8 protein-coding genes are annotated in these 13,406 nt (G+C 33.6%); 7 read left to right on the top strand and 1 reads right to left on the bottom strand.

The features are described from left to right. Positions 1-104 precede the first annotated feature (104 nt). The 4 genes from ACVC08_RS18880 (at position 105) to ACVC08_RS18865 (ending at position 5,147) form a co-directional block, all read left to right on the top strand. A complete protein-coding gene (locus tag ACVC08_RS18880; RefSeq protein WP_452603228.1) occupies positions 105-1,823 on the top strand; it encodes a hypothetical protein in 1,719 nt (572 codons plus the stop codon). Between the two features lie 13 nt (positions 1,824-1,836). Beyond that, complete coding sequence (locus ACVC08_RS18875; RefSeq protein ID WP_452598222.1) at positions 1,837-2,193, top strand: hypothetical protein; 357 nt, start codon at positions 1,837-1,839, stop codon at positions 2,191-2,193. Between the two features lie 65 nt (positions 2,194-2,258). Beyond that, complete coding sequence (locus ACVC08_RS18870; RefSeq protein WP_452603227.1) at positions 2,259-3,482, top strand: T9SS type A sorting domain-containing protein; 1,224 nt, start codon at positions 2,259-2,261, stop codon at positions 3,480-3,482. A gap of 75 nt (positions 3,483-3,557) precedes the next feature. Next, on the top strand, positions 3,558-5,147 hold the full coding sequence (locus ACVC08_RS18865; protein ID WP_452603226.1) for a solute:sodium symporter family transporter: 1,590 nt from the start codon (positions 3,558-3,560) through the stop codon (positions 5,145-5,147). A 95-nt stretch (positions 5,148-5,242) separates the two neighbouring features. Here ACVC08_RS18865 and ACVC08_RS18860 read toward each other — a convergent pair whose 3' ends face one another. Then, positions 5,243-6,574 carry an exonuclease domain-containing protein gene (locus ACVC08_RS18860; protein WP_452603225.1) on the bottom strand — a complete coding sequence of 444 codons (1,332 nt, stop codon included), beginning with the start codon at positions 6,572-6,574 and terminating at the stop codon, positions 5,243-5,245. Between the two features lie 195 nt (positions 6,575-6,769). On the opposite strand from ACVC08_RS18860, the gene ACVC08_RS18855 reads away from it, so the two are divergent. The 3 genes from ACVC08_RS18855 (at position 6,770) to ACVC08_RS18845 (ending at position 13,249) form a co-directional block, all read left to right on the top strand. Then, entirely contained in the window at positions 6,770-7,147 is a 378-nt protein-coding gene (locus ACVC08_RS18855) for a DUF423 domain-containing protein (protein WP_452603224.1), read from the top strand. Positions 7,148-7,544: 397 nt separating this feature from the next. Further along, a complete protein-coding gene (locus ACVC08_RS18850; RefSeq protein WP_452603223.1) occupies positions 7,545-8,066 on the top strand; it encodes a hypothetical protein in 522 nt (173 codons plus the stop codon). A 215-nt stretch (positions 8,067-8,281) separates the two neighbouring features. Further along, positions 8,282-13,249, top strand: a complete 4,968-nt coding sequence (locus ACVC08_RS18845) for a glycosyl hydrolase family 18 protein (protein ID WP_452603222.1) — start codon at positions 8,282-8,284, stop codon at positions 13,247-13,249. Positions 13,250-13,406: the final 157 nt, after the last annotated feature.

Genomic DNA, 13,406 nt, shown 5'->3' with positions numbered 1-13,406 from the left:
CTGTATTGCTAATGAATTCACAATTATTAAACGTTATCAGACAATAATGAAACCATTTTTAGCGTCTTTTTTTTCAATTTTACATCACTTAAAACAACTACTATATGAAAACCAAGTTTTTACTCTATTCAATTTTAGCAATCGTTTTTATTTTCTCGTGCGAAGATGACGACGAAAATTTAAATGGAACAGGTATAGTAAATTTCACTTTAGATGAACTAGTTGAAATTGAAAACGCAACAATTCCATTAAATATTAATTTAGGTGTAGACACTTTTAATCATGGTGGCGGAACTGTTGATGTTTCAATTTCTGGTGCAAACTACGGAACAGATTACGAAACAAGTGGTGGTAGTGCAAATTTTAGTATTGAAATTGGACAAGGTAGTTTGTCGAGCTCATTTAGCTTAACACCAATAGATAATGATACTATAGACGGTAACCTAAACCTAACCATTACAATTACAAATGCAACAGGTGCTTTAACTTTAGGCGAAAATACAACACTACAGTTTACTATTTTAGATGATGATGATCCCTTAATTGCAATAGTAGGTTTTGAAAATGCAACAGGTACTTTACAAGAAAATGATGCAACTAATTATTTAATAAATATACCTTTTAATCAAGCCTCTACAGATGGTGGTACAATTACTATAACAGCTTCAGGCGATGCCGTTTTTGGTACAGATTATACAGTTGTAAACCAAACAGCTAGCCCATTTACTGTAACAGTTCCTGCTGGAGCAACATCAGCAAGTTTTGAAATGACTGCAATAGACAATACCGTTTTTGCAGCAAATAAAACAGCAACCTTTACAATAACAGAAGTAACAGGTGGTTTGGCAACAGGTGTAACAACAGCGACTACCATAACGATAGAAAATGATGATTCGCCGCCAAATCCAGTAATAGATTTTGATGCGGCAAACACATTAACTTACAATGAAGATGCAGGAACAATCACATTAAATTTCAATTTATCAGGAGCAACAACAGCAGATGCAACAATAGAATTAACAGCTTCAGGTACAGCAGATACTTCCGATTTTAACTTTGGAGGAAGTAATAGCCCATATTCGTTTGTTATTCCAGCTGGTTCAACAACAGCAAGTTTGGACATTACAATTGTTGATGACATAGATACAGAAACAGATGAAACTATAGTTTTAGATATAACTTCAGTTTCTGGTGGTTTAGACACTGGAGTTAATTTACAACAGCAGACACTAACCATTACAGATAATGATACTGTTGCAGCTTTTAATTATGTAGAAACTTTTGAAACTGTTGCAGATTTAGAAGCTGCAGGTTTTAACGCCTTTTTACTATCGGCTCAAGACTTACCAAGTAGTAAAAAATTTAAGTATAATATGAACGCTGGTAAATATGCAGATGTTGATGATGTCACTCAAGATTCCGATACAGGTTTGGTTGTTTTTTATAATACTACTCAAAACGGAAATGGTGTTTTAGATAACGTAGTTATAACACCTCAAATGCAAGTTACAGGAAATGTAGATGTATCTATAGATATAGCATATTCACAAGCTCCTGCAGTAAATAATGCAGTAGTAACATTTTATTACTCAGAAGTATATGATGGTACAGAGACTTGGAATCAAGCAGATTGGACAGAAATAGGAACAGAAACTGCTGCCGATATGAATACTGAAGGGATAGCTATAGGTGATTACAAAAGAAAAGTAATGAACATAACCCCTAATGCAAACTTCTATATAGCTGTTAGAGTTAACCAAACTATAGATAACACGTTTACTAAAACACAATGGCGTTTAGATAACTTTAAAGTAAATAATTAAACAAAATAATATTATGAAAAAAATAATTTTTGCGCTAATAATGCTAATTGGGTTTTCATTTTCTGGTTTTTCTCAATCAGATAAAATGAAAGAAAAAGCAAATCAAAAAATCAAAAAAATAAATTCTCAAATTACTAAGGGAAATGAGAGCGTTGCTTTAACTAATGAGCAAAAGGAAAAGATTTATGCTTTAGAAATTGAAAAGCTTAAAAAAATTAAAAGCTTGAGAAAAGAGATTAAAGATAAGTCTGTACTTAAAGAAAAAATTAAAGCTTTAAATAAAGAAGAAGGTAAAGAAATTTCACAAAACATCTTGACAAAAGAGCAAAAGGTGGCTAGAAGAATAGCTAAAAAAAAGAGTGAAGAATAATAAATGCTCATTAGTAGCAAAAACCGAATAAAATAAATTATTAATTAACTACTAAATTAAATATTATGAAAAAAATTACATTATCAATAGTCTTAATTTTGCCGTTACTAGGTTTTAGCCAAGTAGTTGCAAATGGAACTTTTGATACAGATACTAGTAACTGGGTTGAACAACAAAGTTCAACTTTATCTCATAGTACAGACGATGCTAGTGGAAGCGGAACATCTGGATCTATGCAAATCGTAGCAGGAGCAGCTACAAATACAGGAGCTAAATCTAACCCGAACACTCAACCAGCTATGGCTGGATCGTATTTGTTAAAATTTAAAGTAAAAGGTACAGCAGGAAATAAAATACAAGGATCATTATTTCAAGGATCAGTACTTCCTGGATCTCAATATACAATTCAAACAACTGGTGTTTGGGAAGATTACTCAACAACATTTACAGGTATTACAACAGCAAACATGAATATAAGAATATTAGGGAAAACTGCTAGTGCTACATACCTAGTAGACGATGTTGAATTTGTTGAGTTGGTAACTCAAGATACTTGGGTTGCAAATTCTAATTTCGAAGCAACTTCTAGTTGGACAGCTACAGGTACACCAACCGAAGCGACTGCCTCTTTCAATACAACAATACCACAAGAAGGCTTACAAGCTGGGCAATTGACATTTATTGCTAATCAAACAGAAAATCAATTTTTAGATAATACAATGAATGATTTTGGTGAAACAGTTACCCCTACAGAAATAAACACAACTTTTTGGGTAAGATCAAGTAATGCAGACCTTGCAGTTCAAGTTGTTTTTGATTTATTTGATGAAGCTGGAACAAAAATAACTGGGGCTAATACAGGTGTTTATAATATTACTGCTGCAGATACTTGGGAAGAAGTTACATTCACTAAGCCTATTACAAATGCCTTTAATCAAATTAAATATAGATTAAAAGTAAGAAAGCAATCACCTGCAAATTCAGGAGATGTTATTCTTTTTGATAATATAACAGCAAGTTTTTCGTATCCTACTTTAAGTGCACCAACTTTTGAAGAGAACCTTACTTTTAAGATCTATCCAAACCCTGTGAAAGATGAATTAAAAATTACTAATAGTGGTCAAATTTCAAATATTGATATTTATAATATTACTGGACAAAAAGTGTTGTCTAACAATAAATTAATTAATAATATCTTGGATGTTTCGTCTTTAAATTCGGGAATTTACCTTTTAAAATTAGAAGATAAAAAAGGTCAAGTTGCTACAAAAAAATTAATAGTAGAATAAACTATTTATTGTAATTATTATAAGTCCAGTTAAATAATATTCTGGACTTTTTTTATTAAATAAAATATCAAACATATGCTTGCAATTGCTTCTTTTGTTGGATTTACGGCCGTAGTAGCTGTTATTTCGTATTATGCTACTCGTAAAACCGATGAAACTACCTCAGAGGGGTACTTTCTTGGAGGAAGAAGTTTAACAGGTGTCGTTATTGCAGGTTCATTACTATTAACCAATTTATCTACCGAGCAAATTGTAGGGCTAAATGGTTCTGCTTATAAAGAAGGTATTTTGGTTATGGCCTGGGAAACTCTTGCAGCTATTGCAATGGTAATTACGGCACTTTTTCTATTGCCAAGGTATTTAAAAGGAGGTATAGCTACTATTCCTACTTTTCTTGAAAGACGTTACAATAAAATAACAAAAGCATTAACCTCAGGCTTGTTTTTAACAGGTTATGTTGTTGTATTGCTTCCAATAGTTTTATATTCTGGTGCTTTGGCTATTAATGCAATGTTTGATGTGCCAGAATTGCTAGGTGTTTCTAAAACTACAGCATTATGGATTTCAGTTTTTACTATTGGCATAATAGGATCTATTTATGCTATTTTTGGAGGGCTAAAAGCAGTTGCTGTTTCAGATACCATTAATGCAGTTGGTCTTTTAATTGGAGGTTTATTAATTCCGTACTTTGGATTAAAGGAGATTGGAAAAGGTCGTATTTCAGAAGGAATTTCAACATTAATGAATAGTAATCCAGAAAAATTTGATTCTATAGGAAATGCAGATTCATCTATTCCATTTGCAACAATTTTTACAGGGATGATGTTAGTTCAATTATTTTATTGGGGAACAAATCAAGCTATTATACAACGAGCATTAGGAGCAAAGAACCTAAAAGAGGGGCAAAAAGGATTATTGTTAGCTTCGTTTATAAAAATTTTAGGACCATTAATTGTAGTGGTTCCAGGTATAATTGCATTTCATTTATTTCAAGGCGGATTAACAAACCCAGACGAAGCGTATCCAGAATTAGTCACCAGAGTATTACCAACCTCATTAGTTGGTTTTTTTGCTGCAGTATTGTTTGGTGCTATTCTTAGCTCATTTAATAGTGCTTTAAATAGTTCTGTAACATTATTTTGTGTAGATATTTATAAAGCGTTTTTTAATAAAGAAGCATCAGAAAAGCAAGTCGTAAAAGTGGGTAGACGCTTTGGTGTTTTGCTAGCATTATTAGCAATGTTTGTTGCTCCTTTTATAGCAAATGCACCAGATGGATTATTTGGTTATTTACAAGAAATAAACGGATGCTATAGCATACCAATTTTAACTATAATTGTAGTTGGATATTTAACTAAACGTGTACCAGCTAAAGCTGCAAATATTGCTATTGTTTTAGGTGCAACTTTATATATAATTAGCCAATTTATATTAAAGCCTTATGTTTTTGGAAAAGATAATTATCCTCATTTTCTCCACGTAATGGCAATTTTGTTTGTGTTGAATGTTATTGTAATGCTAATAATAGGTAAGCTTTCACCAAGAACTGTGGACTATGAACAAAAATTTACACAAGAGGTAGATATAACGCCTTGGAAACATGCTAAACTTGTAGGGGTTATTGTAGTAATAATTGTGGTTACGTCATTTATTTATTTTTCGTAAAGTTTAAAAAGACAGATGTCTCTTAATTCAATAGAAAAAGAAACTTATAATTGTTAAGTCAAAAGTATGAAGGATTTATTTACTAGTATTAAAGATTAATACTTAAACTTAGCAAGAATACTTCTTACATCGCTATTATCTTTTTGCTTAATTAAAAAGGGCTCCAATTGCTCTTCATGTGTTATCTGTTCGCTTTTATCTATAAAACCATACCCTAAATATGCTCCGTTTTTTATAATAACAAATGCCTCTTCTTCGGGAGTTCTGCCTTTTTCTTTAATAATACGATCTTGACTTTTATTTATAATATCGCAAATAGCATTAGTAACACGTTCATTATAAAGCTCTACAGACTCGTCTCCTCTACAAATGCCATTACAATTAGTAATAGTATGATGAGAACAAAAGTCTACACCCTCTTGTAAGTGGCAAAATTTAGGACACAAATTAAACTGCTCGCAAACACGTTCTAAAAACAATCTAATATCGCGCACACTATACAATGTAATAATAGGTTTGGGTGTGGCTTTTGCTGCATTAATGGCTAAATGCATAACATTATTTCTATCTTGGTAGCTAAAAATAGAATAGCCTTTTGGTGTCCGTTTAGAGGCCTTATTATATTGAGGAAAATGATGCTTAATAGCTGCATCTTCCATTAATAAAGCCAGTAACTCGCTACCAGATAATTCAAAATCAATATCTGCCGTTTCTCTAACCATATCTAAAGATTTTTGCGCTTTGCTGTAAAAATGACTCAAAACCCTTTTTTTAATATCTTTAGCCTTTCCAACATATATAATTGTGCCTTTTTTATTTTTAAAATAATAAATACCAGTAGCGTTTGGCAAGGCATTAAATACCTTATTAGGTAGGTTAGGAGGTAAGGTTGCCTGTTTATTGTTTTTATTTAAAAAATCTTTAAAAATAGGGTCTGCATTTTCCTGTTTCTGTAGAAGTTTAAATAAAATAACAGTGGCTTCTGCATCACCGCGAGCACGATGTCTGTCTACAAGATTTATGTTTAGAGCTTTGCATAATTTTCCTAGGCTATAACTACGGTGTCCAGGTATTAATTTTCTACTTAAACGAACAGTGCAAAGTTTTTTGCGAGTAAACGCTATACCTAATAATTTAAACTCACCTTGTATAACATTATAATCAAAATTAACATTATGAGCCACAAATATGGCATCTTTGGTAATCTCTAAAATAGTATCTGCTATTTCAGAAAATTCAGGAGCATTAGCAACAGTGCCATTATCTATACCAGTTAAAGCTGTAATATGCTCTGGAATAAAACAATTTGGGTTTACAAGCGATGTAAACTCATCTACAACAACATTACCATCGTATTTAAAAATAGAAATCTCAGTAATACGGTTACTGCGTCCAGAGGTTTCAACATCTATAATAGTATATAACAAATCTTCTTTTTTTTAGCAGGATAAAGATACAGGATTTAATAAGTAAATAGAAAAGAATTTATACAACTGCTCTAACTCTTCAGTTTAGAATAAACGTATTTAAAAATTAATAAAAACAATATATTTTGCTATATACATTATACAATAAATAAAGGAGTCGTATTATTGTATTAATATAATAGAACAAACTAAATTATGACAGCAAACATGCTAATAGTAATCGCTTCAATTTTTGGTGCTTTAGGCATTATTTTAGGTGCTTTTGGTGCTCATGCACTTAAAAAACAATTTACACCAGAGCAAATGCAAAGCTTTGAAACAGGTGTTAAATACCAAATGTATCATGCTATTGTACTCTTAATTTTAGGATTTCAATTGCCTATGGAAACGACATTAGAGTATGTAATTGTTTGGTGTTTTTGTATAGGCATCATTTTATTTTCGTTTAGTATTTATGGGTTATGTATTTCTTCGGCTAAAGGAAATAAAATTAAAATTCTAGGGCCAATTACACCAATAGGTGGTTTATGTTTGTTAACAGGTTGGATACTGTTATTGGTTCATTTTATTTAAAAAAAAAGCTGAAAAACTCGCTATGCATGTTGGTGTAATCTATTATTAGAAGATTATTGTCAGTTCGAGTGCAATTCCCTTTTGGGAATTTAGTATCGAGAACGATTTGAGTTATAAAACTTCTCGATACAATTTCTCGTACCTCGAAATCACTCGAACAGACAACATTTAGATTAATAAAAAAGAAGTACATTTAACCCTAAATATAATATTGAATATCCGTAATCCATCATAAAATCTACTGTCACCCTAAACTAGTTTCAGGTTCTCACCATGAAGCATCTATGTTTTTAGATGTTATATGATACAGCAACAAGTTCAGCATGACGTTATGTAGCATTATCATACAAAACGAATAATCAAATATTAAATAGACACAAACAAATTATTAATGAATATGATGAATAAAATTTTAACCCTACTATTGTTCTGTTTTCTTTTTAACTGTAATAACAACTCTAAAAAAACAAAAGAAGTAATAGAAGAAGTACAACAAGAGCAAGAAGTGAAACTAGTAAAAGAAAAGAAGGCAGTTAAACCTATTAAACAAATACATAATATCCCTTTTCTTACAGATATAAAAACTTTAGAACAAGATACAAGTGCAAACCCTATCGAAAATTTTAAAAAGACAGCTACAACCAAGGCTAATAAAAGTATTGTACTAACTAAGGCCAATATAAAAACAGCTTTAGAAGATGCTAAACAATACAAGCATACCGTAATAGTAGTAGGGACACATACTATTGTTAAGGTTATAGATTATGCTAATTGTAAAGTATCTGCATCTTGGGGTGCATGCATGCCTTATGTAAAAGGTTATGTAAAAAAAGGAGGTTTACAACCAAAAATCGACTATGCTAATAATATTATAGGGCTTCCAGACACTCAAGAACGTGTTATGTATATGTTTAATTAATGTAAATAAAGGCACTTAGTTTATAAGTTTAAACAGTTTTTTTAATTAAAATAAAACCATCCTATTTTGGATGGTTTTTGTTTTAAATGTTTTTTATGTCTTAAATTATGTTGTCTGTCGATAAAATACAGCCAATGATATAATTTTTTTAAAAATAATAGCGGTATTGTCTTATCTTCAACCTATTAAATACAACTTCATAAATCCCTCAAATCATGAAAAAACACCTACTTTATGTTTGCCTAATTGTTATTACGTTTTCACAAACATTATATGCGCAAACAGCCCCACAACACAACAAGAAAGTTATAGGCTATTATGCACAATGGGCTATATATGCCAGAGATTACAATGTGCTAGATATTGAAGCCGACAAGTTAACTCACTTGTTATATGCTTTTTTCGATACAAAGTATGATGCAGCTACAGACTCTGGCTATATACAAACCTTAGATGATTATGCAGATTTTCAGCATAACGAAAGTGGCCTACACGCATTTGATGCTCCTGTAAAAGGAAACATAGGAGACCTTAAATTATTAAAACAAAACTATCCGCACTTAAAAGTTATTATTTCTTTAGGTGGTTGGACACGCTCTCAAGCTTTTCCAGACATTGCAAAATCGGCCAATGCTAGAACAACCTTAGCACAAAGTATGGTTGATTTTATGACCAATTATCCATGGATAGATGGTTTCGATTTAGACTGGGAGTTTCCGGTACAAGGCGGAATTGATGGAACAGAATCTGTTGGAGGTGTTTTAATACCTGCACAACCACATTATCCAGACGATCATAAAAATCTGGTACTATTATTAAAAGAAATGAGAACCGTTTTTGATGCTAATAGCATGCAGAATAAAATCATTTCTATGGCAGCAGGAAATAACGTTACCAACTTATTACCAACGCATGTAGGGCCAGGAACAGAAGCTATGCATGGCGTTACAGAAAATGTTTTTGATTATTGCGATTTTGTAACCTTTTTTGGTTACGATTTTGGAGGTAACTGGTACGATAAAACATGTTATAATGCCCCTCTATACGGAGGTGATCACGCCGAAGACCCATTAAATAGAGGCGCAGGCAATCCAAATCAAGTTATGGATGGACTTGTTGGATTATATTTAAACGGATTGCAAGTGCCTACAGATAAATTAGTTATGGGTATTCCTTTTTACGGCAAACTATTTGAAGGTGTTGCTAACACTGGCGCTGTATCCGGATTGCCAGGATTATACGAAGCCGCGCCACGAACAAACAATCCAGCCTGTAACAATCCGCAACCACCACAAGGTACTTGGGACGCAGCCAATTGCGAAAATTCGGGCTCAATAGAATTTTGCGATTTATTTCAAGGTATAGGTACAAACACACACCATTATTTAGATACTACAAACCCATTACAAGTATCTTCGGCAGCTGCGGCTAATGGCTGGGTAAGGTATTGGGATGATACAGCAAAAGTACCTTACTTGTATAATGCGACGACTAATAAATTTATTTCCTATGACGATAACCAATCTATAGACCTAAAAGTAAAATATGCTCTATCAAAAAACTTAGGAGGTGTCATGATTTGGGAACTCTCTCAAGATGCCAGAAACAATTCTAGTAATAGTTTACTTAATACAATAGACAATTCGTTACAATTTGCAGATTACGATTTAACTATTAATTTTAAAGATGCTGCAAACAACCCATTGCAAGGTGTTGTAGTAGAATTAAAAGATGAAAACAATACTATATTAGAAACCTTAACTGCTAATGCCTCTGGGCAAGTTGTTTTTGCAAATAAACCAGGCAATGTACCTTATACTGTAAATTACACATTAACCAATTATGCCTTTTTACCTAACAGTATAACGTATGCTGCTTTAGAGTTTAATGAAGATAAAGTGGTAAATGTTACAGGATCCGATCAATTAGTTTCCATAACGGGTTCGGTAACAGAAAACAATGTATTGTTAACCGATGTAGATATTGTATTAAAAGACACCACAACAGGCAATGAATTAAGTAGAGTAACTTCCGCAGATGGTAATTATAGTTTTACAGATGTAATTAGTGGAAACGATTATACCATTACAGCAGAAAAAGACTTTTTCTCATTTACTAGCCTAGTACATGCTAATGTAACCACCAATCTAACAAATCAAGAGATTCTAGCCACTAGAAATACACATACTATTAGTGGTACTATTCTAGCAGGAGCTAACCCATTACAAGGCGTAACCGTTACGGTGTCTGGAAACGGACAAAATTATACAGATACAACAGATGCTTCAGGAAGCTATGCAATAGCTAACCTTTTAGCAGGTTATAATTATACAGTAACACCTAACTTAAACAGCATTGTTTTTCTTCCAGCCAATGCACAAGCCAATACACTAGATGCAGACCAAACCTTTAATTTTGTTCAAAACTTAGGCTTAGTCTACGGTACTGTTAAAAATGGAAGTACGCCAGTAGATGGCGCTATAGTAACATTAATAATGCCTTGGACAGATGCTTCACATCCTTACGTTGCACTTACTGCAACAACCAATGCACAAGGCGAATACTATTTTACAGAAACACAGTTAGATGGGTACGCGACTATATCTTCGTTAAAATTAAATGATTACGAAAATAACAGTACCGTATATTTACCAACCGATATCGCAAACATTCCTGTGCCAACCACAGCAACAGAATATAATTTTAACTCCCAGCCAGTATCTCCAGAGATTACAATAAATCAACCCAATCAATCTGTAGTTTCTATAGCATCAGGAGGAACGGTTAATTTAGAAGCTTTAGTAGGCTTAACCTTTAATGATGGAACAACCACACTAAGCTCGGTAACATTCGATGTGGATGGTACAACAATAACGCATAGTAACACAAATGATACATATACAGGTGTTTGGACACCTTTAAATTCCGATTTTGGAGCCAGTCATACCTTTACAGTAACAGCAGAAGATTCTAATGGTGTAAGCGTTACAGAAATGTTTACTTTTAGTTTAGAATGTTCAGGAGTAGGGTGCCCAAATATACCACCAACAATAACTTTAAATGCGCCAACAAGTACCACACTAAATCAAAACGGAGGCTTTCAAAATATACCAATAGAGGTTACAGTTACCGATACAGATGGAACAGTAGCATCAGTTACTATTACTATAAATGGTAATACTGTGGCTATGGTTGCAGGTACCAATAATACGTACAGTTATACCTTTACACCAACAGCATACCAAAGTTACCCAATGGTAATTACAGCTGTAGATAATGAAGGTGATTCGTCTACATTAAACGAAAGCTTAACTATTATAGATTCTATATTTACACCACTACCAAGCGGAAATATTGTGCTAGGTTATGCCCATTCGTGGGAAAATGCCAGTGCGCCATTTTTATATTTTAACGAGATGCAAAACACAAAATTTAATGTAGTGATGTACTCGTTTATAGAAACAGTAGGGCAGAACGGTTATACACCGCAATTAACCATAAACTCTAATAGATATTTAACCAATGGTGTGTTCGATAGTCAATTATTAAAAGACGATATTAATGTATTACGAAGTCAAGGCATTCCCGTAATAGCGTCCATAGGAGGGCAAAACGGACATGTAGAGCTAAGTACTACAGCTCAAAAAGACGAATTTGTACAAGGGCTTAAAGACATTATAGACGAATACCAGTTTGATGGTATCGATTTAGATTTTGAAGGCGGCTCTATGAATTTTGGAGCAGGCGCCTTAACCGATTTTTCTTATGCTTCGTTAAGTCCATACCCTAAATTAAAAAATGTAGTAGATGCCTTTAAAGAGTTAAAACAACATTACGGAAGTAATTTTATAATGACCTGTGCACCAGAAACCTTTTACGTGCAAGTAGGCTATTCTACATATAGTGGCATTGCAGGAGCATTTTTACCAGTAATACATAATTTAAGAGACGAGCTAGACCTTATTATGGTACAACTATACAATACAGGTTCTATAAATGCTTTAGATGGTACAGCATATTCGCAAGCTACTCCAGATTTTTTAACGGCTATGACCGATATGTTAATAACAGGCTTTAATGTGTCTACCACAGGTTTTAATTTTCCAGGTTTACCAGCCTCTAAAATAATGGTTGGTATCCCATCCTGTCCAGCAGCGGCTCCAGCAGGCGGTTATATTCAGCCAACAGAAGCCATAAAAGCGTTAGATTATTTAAGGTTTGGTACAGATTTTACAGGACGAAATTACACCTTGCAAAATGGCAATCACCCCAATTTGCGAGGGGTAATGACTTGGTCTATTAACTGGGATGTCGCAGCTGGTTGTGCTTCTGCTAACGAATTTGGCAATAGCTACTGGAACTATTTTAATGCGACACTTGGTGCTTTACCAAAAGTCTATTTACAAGGCGCAGCTCTTAACCCCAATACAGGAGAAGAAACCCTTATGCGAGACGATTTAAGAGTAGAAGGCTTACTGCCAACCACAAGCCCATATAGCGTAGCACCAGCAACCTGTAATGCGTCTGTATTTAATACTACAGGACCAAATGCTATTGTAGATTGGGTTCTGGTAGAATTACGTAACGCTGCCGATAATACAGCAGTAGTAATACAACAAAGTGCCTTATTACAGCGCGATGGCGATGTAGTAGCTACAGATGGCGTGTCTCCTTTAAGCTTTACACAAATAGCAGGAAACTATTATGTAGCTATAAAACACTATAACCATTTGGCTATAATGACGACAAATACCATTGCCCTTTCGGGAGTAGCACGTACTATAGATTTTACAGATGCTAGTAACCTAATTACTTACGGTACCAATGCACAAACAAGTTTTGGTATGCCAAGCGGATTATTAGGTATGTGGGGCGGCGATGCCAATGGCGATGGTAAGTTAAATTACCTTGGGGCAGTTTCCGATGTGCCTGCAATACGAAGTCAAGTTTTTAACGATCCCGATAACTCTATATTTGGTGGCCCAGCTGTAGCAACATACCCTTCGCAAGGCTATTCGCCTACAGATGTAAACCTGTCAGGGTATACTCTTTATTCTGGTAGCTCTAGCGATGTATTATATATAAGAAATAACATTTTTAATAACCCCTCAAATGCCGTGTTTGGTGGCCCACCAGTGCCTACTTTCATTTTTGAACAACAATTACCAGAAGGCGGAAACTAAATTCTGGTAATTTTTAATTCTTTTGATGGCTAATTGTAATAAATTAGCCGAAAACCACCCAAAATTGGGTGGTTTTCTATTTTATAGTACTAACTATGAGTAGGTTATGTTTAAGGTAAGCTGAGGTTACGGATTTCCGTAGTTTTAAAAACGAGAT

The sequence above is a fragment of the Pontimicrobium sp. MEBiC06410 genome (assembly GCF_053601615.1).
The sequence above is the reverse complement of the archived record's forward strand: the minus strand, read 5'-3'. Positions and strand labels throughout refer to the sequence as shown.

Excerpts from the sequence above, each read along its gene's own strand:
- ACVC08_RS18880 (WP_452603228.1), top strand. The coding sequence starts at position 105 with ATGAAAACCAAGTTTTTACTCTATTCAATTTTAGCAATCGTTTTTATT.
- ACVC08_RS18875 (WP_452598222.1), top strand. The coding sequence starts at position 1,837 with ATGAAAAAAATAATTTTTGCGCTAATAATGCTAATTGGGTTTTCATTT.
- ACVC08_RS18870 (WP_452603227.1), top strand. The coding sequence starts at position 2,259 with ATGAAAAAAATTACATTATCAATAGTCTTAATTTTGCCGTTACTAGGT.
- ACVC08_RS18865 (WP_452603226.1), top strand. The coding sequence starts at position 3,558 with ATGCTTGCAATTGCTTCTTTTGTTGGATTTACGGCCGTAGTAGCTGTT.
- ACVC08_RS18855 (WP_452603224.1), top strand. The coding sequence starts at position 6,770 with ATGACAGCAAACATGCTAATAGTAATCGCTTCAATTTTTGGTGCTTTA.
- ACVC08_RS18850 (WP_452603223.1), top strand. The coding sequence starts at position 7,545 with ATGATGAATAAAATTTTAACCCTACTATTGTTCTGTTTTCTTTTTAAC.
- ACVC08_RS18845 (WP_452603222.1), top strand. The coding sequence starts at position 8,282 with ATGAAAAAACACCTACTTTATGTTTGCCTAATTGTTATTACGTTTTCA.